General features: G+C 43.9%; 21 protein-coding genes and 1 pseudogene. 21 read left to right on the top strand and 1 reads right to left on the bottom strand.

All coding sequences use genetic code 11. The features are described 5' to 3' along the window. Positions 1–22 precede the first annotated feature (22 nt). The 14 genes from HI950_RS05295 (at position 23) to HI950_RS36350 (ending at position 14,156) form a co-directional block, all read left to right on the top strand. Positions 23–2,254 (top strand): ABC transporter ATP-binding protein, encoded by a 2,232-nt coding sequence (locus HI950_RS05295; protein ID WP_317618305.1) that lies wholly within the window; start codon positions 23–25, stop codon positions 2,252–2,254. Between the two features lies 1 nt (position 2,255). After that, positions 2,256–2,753, top strand: a complete 498-nt coding sequence (locus tag HI950_RS05290) for a DUF1854 domain-containing protein (protein WP_169082874.1) — start codon at positions 2,256–2,258, stop codon at positions 2,751–2,753. A 108-nt stretch (positions 2,754–2,861) separates the two neighbouring features. Further along, positions 2,862–3,086 (top strand): S-layer homology domain-containing protein, encoded by a 225-nt coding sequence (locus HI950_RS05285; RefSeq protein WP_169082873.1) that lies wholly within the window; start codon positions 2,862–2,864, stop codon positions 3,084–3,086. Between the two features lie 197 nt (positions 3,087–3,283). Beyond that, positions 3,284–3,823: a histidine phosphatase family protein gene (locus HI950_RS05280; RefSeq protein ID WP_169082872.1), complete on the top strand. Its 540-nt coding sequence runs from the start codon at positions 3,284–3,286 to the stop codon at positions 3,821–3,823. A gap of 317 nt (positions 3,824–4,140) precedes the next feature. Next, positions 4,141–5,601, top strand: coding sequence for an alpha/beta hydrolase family protein (locus HI950_RS05275; protein WP_169082871.1), 1,461 nt, complete (start codon positions 4,141–4,143; stop codon positions 5,599–5,601). 1,125 nt (positions 5,602–6,726) lie between these two features. Next, a complete protein-coding gene (gene spoIIP / locus HI950_RS05270; RefSeq protein ID WP_187768036.1) occupies positions 6,727–7,791 on the top strand; it encodes a stage II sporulation protein P in 1,065 nt (354 codons plus the stop codon). Positions 7,792–7,992: 201 nt separating this feature from the next. Then, positions 7,993–8,295 (top strand): hypothetical protein, encoded by a 303-nt coding sequence (locus HI950_RS05265; protein ID WP_169082868.1) that lies wholly within the window; start codon positions 7,993–7,995, stop codon positions 8,293–8,295. A gap of 13 nt (positions 8,296–8,308) precedes the next feature. After that, the gene (locus HI950_RS05260; protein WP_169082867.1) at positions 8,309–8,767 is read left to right on the top strand and encodes a hypothetical protein; all 459 of its coding nucleotides are present in this window, start codon (positions 8,309–8,311) and stop codon (positions 8,765–8,767) included. Positions 8,768–8,963: 196 nt separating this feature from the next. Next, positions 8,964–9,305 (top strand): VOC family protein, encoded by a 342-nt coding sequence (locus HI950_RS05255; protein ID WP_169082866.1) that lies wholly within the window; start codon positions 8,964–8,966, stop codon positions 9,303–9,305. Positions 9,306–9,482: 177 nt separating this feature from the next. After that, a complete protein-coding gene (locus HI950_RS05250; RefSeq protein WP_169082865.1) occupies positions 9,483–10,115 on the top strand; it encodes a nitroreductase family protein in 633 nt (210 codons plus the stop codon). Between the two features lie 301 nt (positions 10,116–10,416). After that, positions 10,417–11,016 (top strand): TetR/AcrR family transcriptional regulator, encoded by a 600-nt coding sequence (locus HI950_RS05245; RefSeq protein ID WP_169082864.1) that lies wholly within the window; start codon positions 10,417–10,419, stop codon positions 11,014–11,016. A gap of 65 nt (positions 11,017–11,081) precedes the next feature. Beyond that, the gene (locus HI950_RS05240) at positions 11,082–12,290 is read left to right on the top strand and encodes an MFS transporter (protein WP_169082863.1); all 1,209 of its coding nucleotides are present in this window, start codon (positions 11,082–11,084) and stop codon (positions 12,288–12,290) included. Positions 12,291–12,745: 455 nt separating this feature from the next. Then, positions 12,746–13,786 carry an NAD(P)-dependent alcohol dehydrogenase gene (locus HI950_RS05235; protein WP_169082862.1) on the top strand — a complete coding sequence of 347 codons (1,041 nt, stop codon included), beginning with the start codon at positions 12,746–12,748 and terminating at the stop codon, positions 13,784–13,786. Positions 13,787–14,054: 268 nt separating this feature from the next. Further along, complete coding sequence (locus tag HI950_RS36350) at positions 14,055–14,156, top strand: hypothetical protein (RefSeq protein ID WP_317618315.1); 102 nt, start codon at positions 14,055–14,057, stop codon at positions 14,154–14,156. 133 nt (positions 14,157–14,289) lie between these two features. On the opposite strand, the gene HI950_RS05225 is transcribed toward HI950_RS36350, so the two are convergent. Continuing rightward, positions 14,290–14,838: a TetR/AcrR family transcriptional regulator gene (locus HI950_RS05225; protein WP_169082861.1), complete on the bottom strand. Its 549-nt coding sequence runs from the start codon at positions 14,836–14,838 to the stop codon at positions 14,290–14,292. Positions 14,839–15,089: 251 nt separating this feature from the next. Here HI950_RS05225 and HI950_RS05220 point away from each other — a divergent pair, with 251 nt between their 5' ends. The 7 genes and pseudogenes from HI950_RS05220 to HI950_RS05195 all read left to right on the top strand — a co-directional run bounded on the left by HI950_RS05220 (position 15,090) and on the right by HI950_RS05195 (position 18,980). After that, a complete protein-coding gene (locus HI950_RS05220; RefSeq protein ID WP_169082860.1) occupies positions 15,090–15,479 on the top strand; it encodes a MerR family transcriptional regulator in 390 nt (129 codons plus the stop codon). Positions 15,480–15,540: 61 nt separating this feature from the next. After that, on the top strand, positions 15,541–15,681 hold the full coding sequence (locus tag HI950_RS05215) for a hypothetical protein (protein WP_223285144.1): 141 nt from the start codon (positions 15,541–15,543) through the stop codon (positions 15,679–15,681). Between the two features lie 109 nt (positions 15,682–15,790). Further along, positions 15,791–16,771, top strand: coding sequence for an aldo/keto reductase (locus HI950_RS05210; RefSeq protein WP_169082859.1), 981 nt, complete (start codon positions 15,791–15,793; stop codon positions 16,769–16,771). A gap of 156 nt (positions 16,772–16,927) precedes the next feature. Beyond that, entirely contained in the window at positions 16,928–17,467 is a 540-nt protein-coding gene (locus HI950_RS05205) for a GNAT family N-acetyltransferase (RefSeq protein ID WP_169083455.1), read from the top strand. A gap of 216 nt (positions 17,468–17,683) precedes the next feature. Then, a complete protein-coding gene (locus HI950_RS05200; protein ID WP_169082858.1) occupies positions 17,684–18,391 on the top strand; it encodes a DNA alkylation repair protein in 708 nt (235 codons plus the stop codon). 143 nt (positions 18,392–18,534) lie between these two features. Continuing rightward, positions 18,535–18,654 (top strand): annotated as a pseudogene (locus HI950_RS36635) (phosphonate ABC transporter ATP-binding protein); the annotation flags it as partial. Between the two features lie 131 nt (positions 18,655–18,785). After that, positions 18,786–18,980, top strand: a complete 195-nt coding sequence (locus HI950_RS05195) for a hypothetical protein (RefSeq protein ID WP_169082857.1) — start codon at positions 18,786–18,788, stop codon at positions 18,978–18,980. Positions 18,981–19,182 lie beyond the last annotated feature (202 nt).

Raw genomic sequence — 19,182 nt, 5'->3', positions numbered from 1 at the left:
TTTGATAAAGGAGTATTTTGACGTGAAAACGGAGAACTCGATGCGGGAAGCTGGTAAGGCTGTTAATGTCAACACATTCGAACAACGTACAGAGATTCCATGGCTTCGATTAAGAGCGGATATGGATATCACCTTACAACGATTCCGGCAATACGACGTCGTCTTTAAAGCCTCTACCATGGAAGTGGTGGATGAGCAGGGAAAAACCATCATGACCCTTCTAAAGAAAAAAATGATCGATGTATCCGTTCGCGAAGCACTCGGCGGAGCATCGTTTTTTATTATAACTATTGACGGCAAAATAGAAGCTGCGAGATTCTCGCTGCCGTGCATCGAGTCTTTCCGACAGGCTGTTCCGGCAATTAGGAACTGGTTGGCGGAAGTTGACGATGCTGAAGAACTTAGCATCCTTGCTTTAGAAGAAACGACGGAAATGAAGAGATGCTCTCAATGCGGAAAGCCGGCCACTCACGGTACTAGCAAATGTTTAAGCTGCGGCAGTAAATGGACCATGCTGCGGAGATTGGCAGCTTACTGTACCCCATACCGACGTCCCATGCTGGTAAGCGCCTTGCTGCTTGTCATATCCGTATTTATTGAAGTGATTCCTCCTTATTTGATCAAAATGATTGTGGATGAAGTGGCCAAATCAACTGGAAGCATGGCCGTCCTATTTGCCTTGGCAAGCGGTTTAGCACTCGTACAGGTGCTATCTGCAGGCATGCAAGTTATCCGAAGCTATCTGGGCGTTCGAATAGGCGGGAAACTGGTAGGGGCGATCCGACGGGATATGTTCGGGGCTTTGATGAAGCTTTCAATGCGTTTTTTTGACCACCGCCAGGTCTCGCAATTTATCGGCCGGATCCAGGATGATACCGATGAATTGAAAGAGTTTCTAACGAACGGCATCGTCTATCTGGTCACGCAGCTGCTGCTCGCTGTATGCATCCTGTTTATGTTGTTTCATTTGGATTGGCAGCTGGCTGCGATGATTCTGATCCCAACCCCGTTCTTGGCGGCAGGATTCTATTGGCTGTGGAAGAGACTTAGTTCGCTTTGGTATTCGCAATGGCAATCCGCTTTGCATGTCAATAATATGATTGGCGAAGCGCTACAGGGCATTCGGGTCATTAAAGCTTTTGCACAGGAAAATGCGGAGAAGAATCGTTTTGACAAAGTAAATGATCATTGGATCAATCGAACGATATCCTTCGGTAATCTTTGGCTAGGCGTATCGCCGGTTTTTACGGTATTGACCGCGGTGTTCGGCATTGCCGTTTGGTATTTGGGAGGACGTGCTGTCATGTCCGGGACGATGTCCATCGGTACATTGACGGCTTTTACTACCTATTTACTGATGTTTTTCGGACCTGTTCAAGCCTCCGGTCAGCTATTAAGCTGGCTAAACCGGACGCTTGGCTCGGCCGAGCGCATTCTCGAAATCATCGATGCCCCGATTGATGTCCCTGATAAAGAGGATGCGGTGGAGCTTACTTCCGTATCTGGCGAGATCCGATTTCATGGTGTACGGTATGGATATGAGGTGGACCGACCGGTGCTGAAAGATATTGACCTCACCATCCGCTCCGGTGAAATGATTGGACTTGTTGGCCGCTCGGGTGCTGGCAAAACGACACTCATTAACATGATCTGCCGTTTTTATGATCCGAATGCCGGAAGCGTAGAGCTGGATGGGTACGACTTGAGGGATATCCAGCAGGAAAGCCTCCGAAAACATATAGGTGTCGTGCTGCAGGAAACGTTTTTGTTCGATGGTACGATAGCCCAGAACATAGCCTACGGCCGTCCTGATGCTGTGCCGGAGGACATTATTGCAGCTGCACATGCTGCGAATGCCCACGACTTTATTTGTCGCCTGCCGGAGGGCTACGATACGCGCGTCGGGGAACGTGGACACCGCTTATCGGGTGGAGAGAAACAGCGAATTGCGATTGCGAGAGCCTTGCTGCTTGATCCGGAGATCTTGATTTTGGACGAAGCGACGGCATCCGTTGATACGGAGACGGAGCGTCTTATTCAAGAAGCATTAAACCGTTTAGTCCAGGGGAGGACCACTATCGCGATTGCCCACCGCTTAACCACTCTTCGCCATGCTGATCGGCTAATTGTCCTCGACCAAGGCCGTATTGTGGAAATGGGGACGCATGAAGAGCTTTACGCGAAACAAACGCACTATTACCGTTTGGTCGAATCGCAACAGCAAAAGGTGAAAATGCCATCGGAGGCCCGATAAGATGAACCCGTTAATCTTTTTAAGCAAGGCAGAGCTGAACGAGATCCGTCTGTTCCGATCGCTTGATGGTATATTACATATGGAGCTGAAAGGAAAGCGCTTTGAATGTGTGACGCTTGTCCGCTGTTTTCCTTATGCAATGCCTGACAGGTTCATCTCGGTCCGTTCGGCAGACGGGGGTGAACTGGCAATGATCCAGGACGTGAATGGTCTGGCGGAGGAAACCATTCAGGTTGTTCGAGAAGAGCTTCACCGGAATTATATGATTCCTATCGTTAAACAGATCATTTCCGTCAAAAAAAGAGGAACCGAGTGGCATTTGCAGGTCGATACGAACTATGGACTTGCGTCAGTGTTTATGGATAATCTTCATGAAAATATCCAACCCGTAACGAATAACCGCTGGATGGCAACGGACAAGGAAGGACGCCGTTTCGAGCTATCCGATATTGATCAAATGGATGCCCGCAGCCGTGAGCATTGGAAGAAGCTTCTATAATACCGCATCGTCTTTGCCCAATTAGAGAGTCTTCATTGAGTAGGATCAAATGAGGTTTAATAGAAACCGGCACAACTTGTGTGCGGGTTTACGTTAAGCGGCTTGACGTTGAGCGAGGGGGTGCTTAGTCCCGCTTTTGCGGCGAGTACAACCAGCTATACGCTTAGCGTGGGGAACAGCGTGTCCAGCATCAGAGAACAGCTTAAGAGAAAAGTAATATTGCTTGCCGGTTATCCGGACAATACGATGAAACCCAAAGCCAGCGCAACCAGGGCGGAAGCGGCAACGGTTATATTGCGCGCTGTCGAGATGGACGGCAACGGGAAACGATAACTCAATAAAACAGCGGTAGTCTAGGACTTTTTTTTCTCGTCCAAGATGACTGCTGTTTCTTTTATAGAAGAAGGATGTTGGATGCCAAACGATGTAATTATAGATCAACAAATACTCCTCCGTGGACGAAGGAAAGCATAACAAGAGCAGTGAAGCGTCTGAGAATGTGATACAATTTTGAAAAGGGAGGGTTAGCTTTGAACATTTATATAGTGAGACACTGCAAAGCGGATGGACAAGCACCAAATGCAAATCTTACCGAGGAAGGTCATGAGCAAGCCATCAGACTTGCTGAGTTTCTATACGGAAAAAACATACAATGCATATATTCAAGTCCTTTCGTTCGGGCAGTCGATACAATCGCACCTTTAGCACAGAAACTCCAGGTTCATTTGATTACAGATGACCGGTTATCAGAAAGAATATTGTGCGGTGAGAATCATCCGAATTGGCGTGAAATGCTTCGAAATACTTTTAATGACCTTGATTTATGTTATGAAGATGGGGAGTCAAGCAGCACAGCGATGGACCGTGCCTTATCTGTCATAAGAGATGTAAAAGAAAGTGGATTAACAAATGTCGTCTTGGTTACCCATGGAAACTTAATGTCCTTAATGCTCAAATATTATGACAGCAAAATCGGTTACGAGGAATGGGAAGCGCTATCAAATCCTGATGTCTACCATTTAAAAGTTGATGGCACATCATCAGCAATAATAAAAAGGATTTGGCGTTAAATAACATGACGCTTACGGATAATGAAAGTTGAATAACACAAATAACGGCTGTTTCCATACGCTAAAACTTAATTCTTAGCCATAATCAGTGATTACATTACACATACGGGACTCAATAGTTGAATAGCAATCATCGATGAGCAGGCGCTGTTGAAGCCTGCTCTTTTTATTTAGTTAATAGGCAGGCAGCTAGCAATTTGCGTTAGATTTAAACGAAATTTAACCTGGACCCTCACTGGAACTTAACCTCCGCCCGTTAAAATTGTAAAAGTCGGCCGCCTAGGCGAAGCCGACATTGAATCGGAGGGGAATGCGCATTGAGAAACATTGAAATGGTATTGGTACTATGTGGGGCATTGCAGCTGCTGACGCTGATGTTCCGAACCCAGAAGGTTTCCAGAGCAGCCGTGCTCGCCGGCGCCGCGGGTTCTGGGGCATTGGCGGCTCATCTAATTTTCGAGGGATACAGATGGCAGATGGCTGTCCCATATGCACTGACCTTGGCCGGGATACTGATCGTTATCCTTAGACGCTCGCAAAGCGAGAACGGCAGGAGTCTTTGGAAACCACTCCGCTTCCTTGGTTACGGGATGGGCTGTCTTCTTCTAATCGGGTCCGCACTGCTTGCATCTGCGATGCCTGTTATTCAGCTGCCCGAGCCCGAGGGAGCGTATGCGATCGGTACGGAGACCTTTCATCTCATTGATAGGGAGCGCGAGGAGACGTTCACAGAGGAGCCTGAAGATAATCGCGAGCTGATGGTGCAGATCTGGTACCCGGCACAGCAGGCCCATCCCGCGGGCAACCGAGTTTCGTTGTTCCCAGAGGATCGGGAGCTATTCGATGCATATATTAAGGCGTACACTGCGGAATTGAGCCTGCCTGCATTCGTGTTGGATTATTGGAAATACTTCCAGACGAACGCATACGAGCGGAGGCCGATTGCTTCCTCGGGCAAGCCTTTCCCTCTTGTGTTGATCAGTCATGGGGAGGGGACCGGCAGGCTGCTGCATGTCTCGCAAGCGGAGAATTTGGCTAGCCATGGCTATATCGTCGTTGCCATCGACCATACTTACAGTACTCTGGCCACCGCTTTTCCAGATGGCCGGGTGAGCGGATATACGGTCCAAAACAGTGGGACGGTCGAAGATTTTTTTGAACGGGCAACACGGGTAGGCGCCGTATGGACGCAAGACATTGCGTTTGTCATCAGCAGCTTGGAGCAGGTGAACGACGGAGCTTCCGGAGGCGGATTCCAGGGGAGGATCGACATGGACAGGATCGGCATGTTGGGCCATTCGTTCGGCGGGGCGACGGCATTCCGGGCGGTAAACGACATTCCAAAAATCCGCGCAGGCATCAATATGGACGGCACGCTATATGGAATTCAAGAACGGGATGGTATGGACAAACCGTTCCTTTTCCTGGAATCGGAGGATTTTCTGACGTGGAAAACGAGGTTTGAGCAGGGAGAGGTCACCGATCCCGCCATTCAGAAGCGACTCTCAGCCGAGCTGGCAACGATCGACCGCGCGGTTGAACACGGGGGGACGATGATCGCGGTGGAGGGAGCCAGCCATTACAACTTTACGGATCTGCAGCTCTTTACGGAGCTGCTCGACCTGACCGGCATGACCGGCACTATCAAAGGGGATCGCGGTGCCCGCCTAGTCAATGACTATGTGCTGGATTTTTTCGATAAGCATCTAAAGGGAACGGGCAAGGGGGAACTGCTAAACGGACCGAGCCAGCAGTATCCTGAGGCGAAGTTCCCGTAAGCCTAATAGAGTAGAGCTTGATGGCAAACGCTGAAATAACTCCGAAGTGTTTCGGGGAAAAGGTAGTTCAGGGATAAAAGTATATGGGTTGGAATCGTCCTGTTTCGAAAGGTATAACAATAGTTGAAACCCACTTCCAATGGATGTGGGTTATCTTTTTATAGTGATTATTTTTAGCTATTGTATTTAATATTGCCTATCCCTAATATGCATGGCACCAGCATAAAGGATCAACCCCCCCGCAATGAGGGCACAAACCTCCCGTGTATCGAAGTCTAATTTGATCTGAATGAAGCACACCATAGTCGGTAATCGGTTCAACGCCTGGGATCGGTTCGCCGTCTGCAATTTCCTTCACTTTCATGTCCAACCACATTCCGCTCCAGAAACAGATCTTGCACTTTAGTCTCTCTTCTGTAGGGTGCGATGCATTCTGGATGACGATGATACACTCTTGACTGTAAGTGTTGCAAGAAGGACAGTGGTGAACTTTCATGATTCATCTCCTCTCATCAACACAAAAATTAGCATGATTTGGTATTAGCGTCAAGATAGCTCCTACACTTGCGTTTAATTCCCGACATATTAATTGCGATCTATGTTGAGCTAGCATAAGAGGAAAATAATACAATCATCCTATCGAATTACGTCCACTAAGACTAAAGCGGAATGATAGTTGAAAAAACATCCAGTCCTAAATAAAAACATAGGTGCGGACCACCCTTTGGGGTAATAGACAGTATAAATATATAGTTCATTGGACTGATTAATAGATTGTACTTTTTCTAGCTGTAGCGTCATGTCATTTTTACTGATTCGACAAGGGTAGGGATTTATTCTCATTTTCGCACTGCAGAATGTAGTTTAGAAGGATTTTCCTCCATTGCTGTCGAAATTCGTAGAACAAGTCTTTGAAATGGAGGAAAGTTACCTTTGAGATTACGAAATCAAATTTTAGGTGGAACAATTATTCTTTCTTTATTATTCGGGGCGTCTGATTCTGCATTCGCGTCTATTCAGAACTTGTCGGCAGGAAAAAAGCTAAGTATCGGAGCTCAACAATACGCACTGAATTCATCAGCTAGGAATAAAGAAACCATTGTTAAAATTGTGGAGATTACCAACTTGCGCAAAGGACCGGGGCTTGAATATGAGGTTGTTGCTAAGGCGAAAGCTGGCGCATCTTATCCGATTGTTGGCTCGAAAGGGGAATGGTATAAAGTATCCCTTTCCAGCGGCGGCACGGCTTATGTAGCGAATTGGGTAGTGGAAACCGTTGAGAGCAATAGCGGCCAATCTATTAATGATGGACAAAAACCGGAAAATATTAAACAGCCGAGCAGTGATCAAGCTAAGGAAGCCATAGTAAACATTGTGGACACTACTAATTTGCGCATAGGGCCAGGACTAGATTATGAGATTGTTACCAAAGCAAGGGCAGGCGAGTCGTTTCCTGTCATTGGATCAGAAGGGGATTGGTATCAAGTATCGCTGCCAAGCGGGGGCACTGCTTACGTTGCCAATTGGGTCGTGAATACCGGTGTTATCAAACAAAGTGGCAGCAAAGTGTACATTTATCATACGCATAATCGGGAGTCCTGGAAAAATGTAGCGGGTAGCACTAAAGGAGCCTCTGTCGACGATCTGAAAGTGAACATTACACTTGTAGGCAAGAAGCTCGCAGAGAACCTACGAAAAAAAGGGATAGCTTCAATTGTTGAAGAGACCGATTTTTCCGAAAGGCTGAATGAACAAAAACTAAGCTACACGAAAGCCTACATCGAATCGCGTAAAGCAGTAGACAAAGCGATGAAGTCTCATGCTTCCTTGTCATATTTCTTCGATATTCACCGAGATGCGGATGTTCCGCGCAATAAGACAACGGTTGTAATTAACGGTAAAACGTATGCGCGTATTATGTTCGTCATTGGAGACGTTAATCCCGCCCATAAGGAAAACAAAAAGTTTGCCGAAGCGTTAAATGCTCTATTAAACAAGAAGTATCCGGGCATATCGAGGGGTGTTCTGTTAAAAAGCGCCCATCAAGGAAATGCAGAATACAACCAGTCTGTGTCTAACGGAAGCCTGCTGCTGGAATTTGGCGGAGTAAACAATACGCTGGAAGAGAATCTCCAAACAGCAGAGGCTTTCGCTGACGTGTTTGCGGAGTATTATAAATCAATTCAATGAATGGTTTATACTTATTTATCATTATATTGAATAAAGGAAAAAGCAGGGGAAAAATCCCTGCTTTTTTGTTGTTGTATGCTCAGCTGTACCATTAATGGTTCAGTTTATTTTTGCACACTGGCTTTCCACCCGACATCACCCCCTGAAATCGACATAATGCGACGAATTTTTATAGAATCTATACATAAGGAGTGAATCACGATGGTGAATAATTACAAACGCTTCATTCAAAATCAATTCCAAAAAGCGAAGTCTACCGCTTCCGAATTCATTTCTTCAAGAAATGAAGTTCAAGAAGATAGTACTATAGAACTGAAACTACAAAATTATGTTGAGCTAAAAGCAATCGCCGATAAACAGAATACGACCGTGCAAGCGCTGGTCAATGGAATTATTGTCCAATACCTAACAAGCACCCCATACGAATCAACCCCTATCTCAGTGGATCAAAAGGAAGATAACCCACTTCTGTATTTGGATGGTATTTGCAAACTAGTGGATTAAGGAGTGCTAACATATGGATAACCAATTGAACATTCAGGACACAATTTTTCTGGATGGAACAGCTTTAGCCGCTTTAATGAACCCTGAAGACCCCCGCTATATGAAAGCCCGTTCCTTGTTTCTGGATTTGCATGATCTTGAACGTAATTACGTGACGACCAACTCCATAATATTTGATCTTCACGAATGGCTTCGTAATGAATATAGCTATCAGCAGGCGGAATATTTTCTAAATGCAATTGATAAGGCAGTGAGTAACGGGAAGCTGGCAGTCATCTCCAGCGGGCCTGAATTTGATCGGGAATCGCGCAGACTGCTTATTGACAGGCCCGAGCTTCATTTCTCGCTCAGCGAAGCATTCACTGCTGTGACCATGTCCTATTATCAGGTAAAACGCATCTTTACTTTCAATCGCAATTACATGATGCTTGCCAATTTGGATAAGGATATTCGAATCATCCCATCCGATTAAAAGCCATTAAACAAATAAAACCTGCGCTCTTTAGAGGCAGGCTTTATTTGTTTCGTAGAGCTGCAGTGCCGTAAATTACATTTCCATCGGTATCAGATGATTTTGGGAATTAACACCTAATGACTGACATAATGCTGTCAGTATTTCCACTCTATAATTTGGTTGAAGTCAACATTAATTGAGTGGAGGGACCACAATGATACCTTCTAACCATGTTACTTGGTTTCAACTTCCGGCAGAAGATGAGGAACGGGCATGGCATTTTTACGAGCAAGTTTTTGGCTGGAGCACTGAAGAAGTTTACTCAAACAAAACGATGATGGGCGCAATACACGGTGAAATCGTACGACGCAGCGAAGAATTGAAGGAAACGCGCCTAGTCATTAGGGTCATCGATGTGGACGGAATGACAAAGCAAATTTTGAAATGCGGCGGAAAAATCGTGAAGGAACGAACTGAAATTCCCGAAATCCGCATGATGTATGTTTCTTTTTCGGACACGGAAGGGAATATCATCAATATTGTCGGAGATATGTGATAGATCTTAGCGCGGGGCAAATCAAAGCAAGATTTACCTCGGAGAAAATCGATCTGGGTTTGACTAACGGGTAACATTAGTTAAGCAAACATGGAGAATTATGCTCGTAAAATGCTGAATGGCTTTATCGCTATAGTAAGATACTAAACAAAACCAATATTAGTGGAGGAAAACAAAATGAGTCAACAAAATGTTCAATCGGAAGTTTTGAAAGTTCTTGCAGAACGTCATTCGGTCAAAGAATATCAACCCGGACATAAAATGCCAAAGGAGCATCTGGATCAAATACTCCTGTCTGCTGTACAAGCACCTTCCGCTTGGAATTTGCAGCATTGGAAATTCGTCGTTATCGAGGAGCAAGCTTACAAAGAAAAGCTGCACCCAATTGCTTATGGACAAAAACAAATTGTGGAGAGTTCTGTCGTTATTGCGGTTCTAGGTGACCTGGAAGCGAACAAAAATGTGGAGCCCGTGTTTGGTCCTCTTGTTGCTGCAGGCCATATGCCTAAAGAGCTTAAAGACTCGCTTGCCGGTCAAATCGAAGGAGCGTACCAACATCCCCAAGTTGCCCGCGATGAAGCGATCCGCAACGCCTCGCTTGCTGCCATGCAGCTGATGATCGCTGCGAAGGCAATTGGATATGATACATGCCCAATGGGTGGATATGACGCCGTTCGTTTCATTAAAGAATTCAATATACCTGAGCGTTACGTGCCTGTTATGCTGATCAGTGTAGGCTTAGCCGCCACACCAGCCAGACCTTCCCCAAGGCTCGCTTTGGATCAAGTTACCGTGTCCAATACGTTCTAACCATTCCTCATCAATCAAAAATACGAAAAGGCTATAGCCAGTTCGCCTAACTGACAATGAGCAAAAGCTAAAACGAACATACCTTGGAGGCTGCCGCCTGGATCGGCAGCCTTCGTTGCGTTAACGGTCTGAATAGTAAAGCTCCCTGGCTGCCGCCGTTTCTATTATTGGGATTAGTCTGTGCATCATAGTTTGATTGCAAATTTTACACTCATCCCTTATAATACTGAATAAATGTTCAGTATTATAAGGCTGTTTTTGTCTTAAAGAATCTGTTATTCAGAAAAGTGGTGATATTGTCGTGAATAAAAAGAAACAGCAAACCGAGCAAACGAAGAAGAAGATCGCCGATGCAGCAAGAGCTTTATTTGCTCAAAAAGGCTATAAAGCAACATCCATCGAAGATATCGTGAAAGCGACTGGGTGCAGCGCCGGTAACATTTATTATCATTTTAAGAACAAGGAAGGGCTATTTATATATTTACTTGAAGAGTGGAGTACGGAATGGGATAAGACATGGCTGGCCAAAGAAACGCTATACCCCACTACAATCGATAAATTATATGGCATGGCCGAGCATTTAGCGCTTGATCAACTCAATCATCCGTTAACCAAGGCCTCCGATGAATTTTTCAACAACTCAGAGAAAGCCCCAGATGTGGAGGAGCGTATTAATGAATTGGTTAAAGGTTATTTGGACTTTAATCAGCAGCTGCTCCAGAGGGGAATCGATAACAATGAATTCGAAATCATCAATGTTACCGGACTCGCCATTATTTTGGACTGTCTGATGCTTGGCTTAAGTCAACATAGCCGAAGGATGAAACGGGAGGAAGCATTGGCGACATATCGTTTGGCTATGGATGTGTTTCTGCATGGCATTGCCAAGCCAACCAGCTAGTCCCTTTTTTTTGTTATTATCCTGAATAAATATTCAGTATTTTCGTATGTATGGAGGAATTAAGAATGTCTTTATTATCAAAAAATCGGGGAGCCTTACCGATTCTCATGTTTAATCTATTTTTGGTTTTTTCGGGGATCGGCCTTGTCATCCCTATTATGCCTAAGTTCATGGAGAGTTTGGGCATTACCGGGGGGATTGTCGGCCTGTTGGTTGCAGCTTTTTCATTGACTCAGTTTCTTTTTTCTCCTTTGGCCGGCCGGCTGGCCGATTCCTTCGGTAGAAAAAAGCTGATTGTAATTGGTATGATCGTGTTCGCCTTCTCTGAAGGCCTGTTTGGGATAGCAAGTTCATCTGGCTTACTGTTTATTTCTAGGTTGCTCGGCGGCATTAGTGCTGCAATGATTATGCCGGCCGTTATGGCTTATGCGGCAGATATCACAACGCAAGAAGAACGCGCGGCGGGGATGGGATACATTACCGCAGCCATTACAACAGGCTTTATTATCGGACCGGGCATTGGCGGTTATATAGCTGAATTTGGAATCCGCGTCCCCTTTTTCGCCGCGGGTGCTGCGGGGATTTTCGCTGCATGTATCACATTATTGATACTTAGAGAATCGCATCCTTCAAAAGAAAATAGAGCTGATACTCAACCTAGCACAGTTGAACGGAGGGGTCTTCTATCACAATTGAGGTACGCATATAGAGAGCCCTATTTTCTAAGCTTGGTCATCGTTTTTGTCATGTCGTTTGGGCTTGCTAATTTTGAAACGGTCTTTGGACTGTTTGTGGATAAAAAGTTTGGGTTTGAGCCCAAAGATATCGCTTTTATTATTACGTTCGGGTCGATAGCCGGTGCGGTGGTTCAGGTTACGGCTTTTAGCTGGATATTAAAGCGTCTAGGTGAGCAACGTGTCATAACGCTCTGCCTTTTCTTTGCGGGCCTTTTTATTTTGCTGACGCTTTTTGTTCACAAGTTCTGGATGATTTTTGCCGTTACCTTTATTGTATTTTTGGCAATCGATATCTTACGACCGGCTATCAGCACACAAATGTCAATGGTGGCTGAGGATCAGCAGGGCTATGTAGCCGGCTTGAACTCTGCCTTTACCAGTCTCGGCAATGTTGCAGGGCCTATTGCAGCTGGTTTTTTATTCGACTTGGATGTCAATTACCCGTATACACTGGCATGCCTGGTATTGTTTATTTGTTTCGTCTTATCGGCTAAAAGTAAAAAGCGAAGATTGCTGGATGCCCATGCGGCCTCCTGATGAGAAGCGTTCTTCCTAAAGTGGTGATTCCTACCGCAAGATTGCAGGCCAAAGGAGCGTTAAATGTTATAGGCACTCATCCGTTATTTTTCAAAAAAAGCGCACTGCATATAGCAGTGCGCCTTTTTGATTAAAAAAATAAATGAAATGAATAATGAGTTATTGACCTTGAGTTAACTCCCAGTTGTATACTTATACATGTATTAAAGGTATTTCAACGTTAAAGACTAGAGTTCATTATAAATTTTGAACAATTTAACCGATTTCGTTCATTAATTAACAAATCGCGTCCATTTAACAATTGTATGATTGTTGAACATCGTTATAATAATATTCAGATGTACAATAAGATAGCATTGTTCATCATTGCTGTTTGAATAGCAAGAAACGGGTCCAAAAGATCAATGTTAATTCGGCCGCAATCAGAATAAGCGAAAGCGAAGGAGATAAAAACGATGTGTACAACGCATGCTTTAAGTGTAGCGAGTGCTAAGTCACCTTTTGAAAAAACGACGATTGAGCGTAGAGCATTACGCCCAAACGATATCTTGATCGATATTAAGTTTAGCGGCATTTGCCACTCCGACATTCATAACGCATATGACGAATGGGGCGGCGGGATGTTCCCGATGGTTCCTGGCCACGAGATCGCAGGAATTGTGGAATCTGTGGGATCGGCCGTTACAAAATTTGTAGTTGGCGATCGCGTTGGCGTAGGCTGCTTTGTGGATTCCTGCGGTGAGTGCGAATATTGCCTCAAAGGCGAGGAGCAATTTTGTACGAAAGGTTATGTTGGAACCTATAACTCCATAGATTACGACGGCAACCCAACTTACGGCGGATATAGCCAAAAGATCGTCGTCACCGAACGCTTCGTTGTACGTATTCCAGACAGCATAGAGTTGGATGTTGCAAGCCCGCTGTTATGTGCAGGTATCACGACTTATTCTCCTTTGAAGCACTGGAACGCGGGACCTGGGAAGAAAGTGGCTGTTGTGGGTATGGGAGGACTGGGCCACTTAGCCGTTCAATACGCACATGCCATGGGCGCGGAAGTAACGGTTTTGAGCCAGTCCATGAATAAAAAAGACGAAGCACACGAACTGGGAGCGGATCATTATTTTGCAACTAGCGATAAAGCTACTTTTAAAGAACTGGCTAATCGTTTCGATCTTATTTTAAACACAGTTGCTGCAAATCTTGACGTCGATGCTTACTTATCCTTGCTTCGCGTAGATGGTACGCTCGTTAACGTCGGTGCGCCTGCGGAGCCAGACAAATATCATGTCTTTTCTTTAATCATGCAGCGCCGGAGCATTGCTGGTTCACTTGTAGGCGGGATTCGGGAAACGCAGGAGATGCTTGATTTTTCCGCTCAGCATAGTATTGCTCCGAAAATCGAGTTGATACGTGCAGATCAAGTGGATGAGGCTTATCAACGTGTACTCGACAGCGATGTGCGTTATCGCTTTGTTATTGACATGTCTACGTTATAATATAGTGTTTTCTATCGATCTTACGGACCCCAACCGGGTGCTGGCAACAGATCAAGAAACGGACCACTGATTGAACAGTGGTCCGTCTTTCATTTCGTTATGCGAAGTGAATACGTGAAAGGATGTATAAACCGTGAAAAAAAGTTTTGATTTTAGGGGCAAATGGCCAAATCGCACGTTGTGCAATCAATCTTTTTCTTATAGAAACAGATGCACAATTAACTCTGTATTTGCGTAACGCTGTGAAGCTTCAAATTTAGACTATACGATACTAAGACCCGCATGGTTTACCCATAAAGATGAAATTGACTATGAGACGACTCAAAAAGGAGAAATCCTCAAAGGTTCGGTCGTTTCTTGCAAAGCGTAGCGCACCAGGTCGTCCAACTCGCGATTTCACCGGGAATGGAAGTCCGCCGCAGTTTAGGTGATAATAAGCCTGGAAATGGAAGACGATAACAATAAAATAAGCCGTATTTCCATAGAGGAAATACGGCTCTGATTTAATTGCAGTTTCTTTCCAACAACGTCCCCAGTTCTTCGGCTAGCACTTGATGGGGGAAAGGCCTGTCGTTCATAAACCAATATTCTACGACGCCAACGTAGGCGGAAGCAACAAATCTAACGATTACGTCTTTGTTTAGTCCGAGATTTTTTCCTTGTGTAACATCGACTTCATCCTGAAACTCTTCAACAAGAAAGTCCAGAAATCGGTTTCGAAAATAAGGGGCGCCTTTGCTCGTTAACATCATGGAGAAAAAGGTGTAGTTCTGATCGAAGTATTTCGTCCAAATCAATGAACCTTCAATAAAATTCAAATCAGCTGCTGATTTGCACATTTCGCGAAGTTCATCAATATGTGTTTCGATCAGCTTATCGAGTAAATCGTATTTATCCATGTAATGCAAGTAAATCGTTCCGCGGCTAACATTAGCACGATCGGAAAGATCTTGTATCGTAATGTCGTCAAAATTTTTTTCGGACATGAGCTCGAGTACGGCTTTCTTTAAAGCTTCTTGTGTTTTGAGTATTCTTCTGTCCACTTTCGGCATGGTGATCTCCAGTCTTCCTTATTGAATAGTAAATGATATTGTGTTTTTTGACATGATTTTTTTAGATATTATTATAATTATATACTATTGTTCACTAATAGATCAAGATTCATTCATCAATGAGTGCTTAGTTTATTGTATTTAGTATTGACTTGGAGTTAACTCCAGGAGGTAAAGTTATCTATTAGAGACTGTTTGTTTGACTTGGAGTTAACTCCAAATAAGACTATTTAAGTGGGAGGCGAAACGATATGAGAATGGCTGAAGTAAGTGCAAAGTTTGAGCTTTCACAGGATACGCTCCGCTATTATGAACGAATAGGACTAATTCCTCCGGTTAATCGCAATAACAGCGGTATACGGGATTATACCGAAGACAACCTTAGATGGGTAGAATTTATTAAATGTATGCGAAATGCCGGCATGCCTATCGAAGCATTGATCGATTATGTCGGGCTTTTCCAGCAGGGCGATGAAACCCTTGAGGCAAGAAAAGAACTATTGATCGATCAGCGCGACCAGCTTATCGTTCGAATGGAAGACATGAAGAAAGTGCAGGAACGACTCGATTACAAAATTGCACGTTATGAACAGACCGTGCTTGAAAAAGAGAAAAAGCTGAGAATGCCGGACGAACAATAGAAGTGAGTCGCTAAATGGCCTATAGACGTAAACTAATTTTTGATGTGAGGAGTAAACAATTATGGATCAATTCAAATTTAATCATACAGGTGAACGTCTCATTTTCCCGAAGGGTGAAAAAATTACGAATACCTATTTTACGGGAACGGCATGGCTTGAAATGCTGATTTCTAATGACGATACCTTTAATTATATCTCTTGACTTGGAGTTAACTCTAAGTGAGATAATATCAGCTATCTACAGGTAACCGTCATCGGAGTGTACTTCATATGTAGGAATACTATCTCTTGGAAAGTGGGGAATAATTCAAATGGAATATGTAAAACTAGGGAATACAGGACTGGATGTTTCTAGACTTTGTCTTGGATGCATGAGCTTTGGTGAAGCAGAGCGCTGGACTCATCCGTGGGTGCTTGATGAAGGGAATAGTCGCCCGATTATAAAAAAGGCTTTGGAACTTGGCATTAACTTTTTTGATACGGCTAATATTTATTCAGTCGGATCAAGCGAAGAAATGGTTGGTCGCGCTTTGAAAGAATATGCCAATCGAGATGAAATCGTCATAGCAACGAAAGTTCATTTTCGAATGCATCAAGGGCCTAATGGTGCAGGCCTTTCCCGAAAAGCAATCATGAGTGAGATTGATAAAAGCCTACAAAGACTAGGAACAGATTATGTAGACCTGTACCAGATTCATCGTTGGGATTACAATACGCCGATTGAAGAGACGATGGAAGCCTTGCATGACGTGGTGAAGGCAGGAAAAGCAAGATACATCGGTGCTTCTGCCATGTACGCATGGCAGTTTCTTAAGGCGTTACATGTAGCTGAGAAACATGGATGGACCCGGTTTGTATCTATGCAGAATCATCTCAACCTCATCTACCGTGAAGAGGAAAGAGAGATGATGCCGCTTTGTAAGGAGGAAAAAATCGGCGTTATTCCATACAGCCCGCTCGCATCAGGAAGATTGGCACGTGATTGGTCCGAAACGACACATCGTTCCAAAACCGACCAAGCCCAGAAAATGAAATACGAGGCAACTGCAGACGCTGATCGATTGATTGTTGACCGTCTTGCTGCAATCGCACAAAAGCGCGGCGTTCCCCGTGTTCAAATTGCGCTTGCCTGGCTATTGCAGAAAGATCCCGTAACAGCTCCAATTATCGGCGCTACGAAAATAGCCCAACTCGAAGAGGCGGTAGATGCGCTTACGATGACATTAACGCATGATGAAATTGCATCGTTAGAGGAGCTATATGTTCCCCATCCAGTAGTTGGCGCATTGTAAAACACCATTGCTTGGGGCCTGGGAAATACGCTGAAATCATACGATTCGCCTCTTGAGCTAGCTGCTTTATTTCCTCTTCAAACGCTATTGATCTCCCCGATAAAGTTCGGATATGGTAATATTAACGAATAATATCGATATATGGGGGAGTTCATGTTGTTGTTTTTCGAAATGGGTAACCTTCGTGTTCGCAAATTATCGAATGAAGACGCGGATTATATAGTACAGTGGCTTTCTAATCCATTGGTGCTGCAATATTACGCTGGAAGAGACCGCCCTCATAATATTGAGATGGTGCGAGAAATATTTTTTCAAGAAGAAGATAGTGAAACGAGATGCATTATAGAATACGCTTCTAAAGCAATAGGGTATATTCAATTTTATGAATTGGATGATGAAGGAAAAGGGGATTATGGTTATACAAATTTGAAAGAAAAAATATATGGTATGGACCAATTCATTGGAGAGGTCAATTATTGGAATAAAGGGATAGGTAAGTTATTAGTTAATTCAATGGTCAACTACTTAATAACTGAACTAAATGCAAGCAAAATTGTGATGGACCCACAGACTTGGAATGTACGAGCAATCGCGTGTTATGAAAAATGCGGCTTCAAAAAGGTAAAGCTATTGCCTAAGCACGAATGGCATGAAGGGGAACTTAGGGATCAATGGCTAATGGAGCTTTCTATGTAATTTTAATCGGAAACGATAATTGAATAATTCTTTTATAAGCAGGCGCTATGGTGACCTGCTCATTTTTTTATGCTAATGGGTGGAGGCTGCATGACGGAATAACGGTCCCAAGTTAATATATAACAAGTCAATGCAGTACAAATTATCGCTATCTAGTGATATGATGTGGTTATGATAAACTTGATGAATCCTTCAAAAATAAGGAAGTGTTAAACAATGAATTTCGAAACGGTTATGCAGGAGCTTGAAACTCTCGGTAAGGAACGAACCAAGAAAATATACATATCCAATGGCGCGCACGAACCACTTTTCGGTGTGTCCACAGGCGAAATGAAGCCCATCGCCAAGAAAATCAAAAAAAATCAACTTTTGGCTGAGCAGCTTTATACCACGGGGAATTACGATGCCATGTACTTTGCCGGCGTAATTGCAGACCCAAAAGCAATGACTGAAGATGATTTTAATCGTTGGATAGATGCGGCTTATTTTTATATGCTTTCCGATTATGTGGTGGCAGTTACCTTGGCAGAAACAGATATAGCACAAGAAGTTGCCGATAAATGGATTGCAAGCGGCGAAGAGCTGAGAATGTCAGCGGGTTGGAGTTGTTACTGCTGGCTTTTGGGTAATCGACCGGACGGTGAATTTTCCGAAAGCAAGCTTGCCAATATGCTTGAAATTGTGCAAAATACGATTCACGATTCTCCCGAACGAACAAAATACGCAATGAATAATTTTATTTACACAGTGGGGGTATCCTATTTACCTCTTCATGATAAGGCGTTCGAGACCGCAAAGGCTGTAGGCCCAGTTGAAGTCAAACGCGACAAGACAAAGAGCAAGTTTCTACACGCTTCCGAAAATATTCAAAAGGCAGTAGATAAAGGGCAGCTTGGTTTCAAACGCAATTATGTAAGGTGTTAGACTATTGTTTCGTCACAAGAACTCAGGCAACTCTTGAAATGTCGAATGACAAGAACATGTATTCATTTGGATCCACGCGCTGCGTGGTTCTTTTTTATGAATACATGTTCTTGTCGTTTGTCGAGGACAAGGGTCTAACCAAAATACAATTGGATGTCGTGAACGAGAGATTCTCAGTGTTAATCAAGGCCCTTGATAGTGTTGACTTTTCCATATCAGAAGGAGATTTCGTCGTTATTTTGGGTGCAAGTGGTGCCGGTAAAAAAAATTGAAAATCCGAGCACCGGACAGGACAAGAAACTTTTTCCTATGGATTTACCCTAAATATGCATATTATTTAACGAATACATCCAAAATAACTTGAATTTAAAAACAGAATGGAGGTCGGATCCTTATGAAACAAGATCAGCTAAGCAACTCAAAAATGGAGAAGCAGCCGGTTGCCTATACCAATTTAAATCACTCGGGAACAAGCTATGTGCAAAATGCGATTGAACATGTACCGGCGGAGAATTCCATTAACGAAGAAGCTTCGGAAAATTTGGCAAAACAGCTGATGCAAAATAAAGATAATGACATTGAAAAATAATTATGAAGTACGTGAACAAATAGAACGCTCTGAGGATTCTTGTGAAAACACTCCTTAAAGCCGATAATCGTAAGAAATAAACCGGCCTTATCTCCACGGCCCCCTAATTAAACTGGAGTCTTAGCCCCCAATTAATTAAACTATTAGCAAAGGGGAGGCATGTTAGATGGGGGGCAGGAGAATGCTGAAAGAAGTTCGGATA

Origin of the sequence: Paenibacillus sp. PL91 (assembly GCF_012935325.2) — a bacterium.
Classification (GTDB): Bacteria; Bacillota; Bacilli; order Paenibacillales; family Paenibacillaceae; genus Pristimantibacillus.
This window is presented reverse-complemented; position numbering and strand designations above follow the sequence as displayed.

Coding starts and splice junctions, on each gene's coding strand:
- HI950_RS05290 (WP_169082874.1), top strand. CDS start 2,256: ATGAACCCGTTAATCTTTTTAAGCAAGGCAGAGCTGAACGAGATCCGT.
- HI950_RS05265 (WP_169082868.1), top strand. CDS start 7,993: ATGGTGAATAATTACAAACGCTTCATTCAAAATCAATTCCAAAAAGCG.
- HI950_RS05235 (WP_169082862.1), top strand. CDS start 12,746: ATGTGTACAACGCATGCTTTAAGTGTAGCGAGTGCTAAGTCACCTTTT.
- HI950_RS05210 (WP_169082859.1), top strand. CDS start 15,791: ATGGAATATGTAAAACTAGGGAATACAGGACTGGATGTTTCTAGACTT.
- HI950_RS05200 (WP_169082858.1), top strand. CDS start 17,684: ATGAATTTCGAAACGGTTATGCAGGAGCTTGAAACTCTCGGTAAGGAA.
- HI950_RS05220 (WP_169082860.1), top strand. CDS start 15,090: ATGAGAATGGCTGAAGTAAGTGCAAAGTTTGAGCTTTCACAGGATACG.
- HI950_RS05255 (WP_169082866.1), top strand. CDS start 8,964: ATGATACCTTCTAACCATGTTACTTGGTTTCAACTTCCGGCAGAAGAT.
- HI950_RS05215 (WP_223285144.1), top strand. CDS start 15,541: ATGGATCAATTCAAATTTAATCATACAGGTGAACGTCTCATTTTCCCG.
- HI950_RS05260 (WP_169082867.1), top strand. CDS start 8,309: ATGGATAACCAATTGAACATTCAGGACACAATTTTTCTGGATGGAACA.
- HI950_RS05195 (WP_169082857.1), top strand. CDS start 18,786: ATGAAACAAGATCAGCTAAGCAACTCAAAAATGGAGAAGCAGCCGGTT.
- HI950_RS05240 (WP_169082863.1), top strand. CDS start 11,082: ATGTCTTTATTATCAAAAAATCGGGGAGCCTTACCGATTCTCATGTTT.
- HI950_RS05225 (WP_169082861.1), bottom strand. CDS start 14,838: ATGCCGAAAGTGGACAGAAGAATACTCAAAACACAAGAAGCTTTAAAG.
- HI950_RS05250 (WP_169082865.1), top strand. CDS start 9,483: ATGAGTCAACAAAATGTTCAATCGGAAGTTTTGAAAGTTCTTGCAGAA.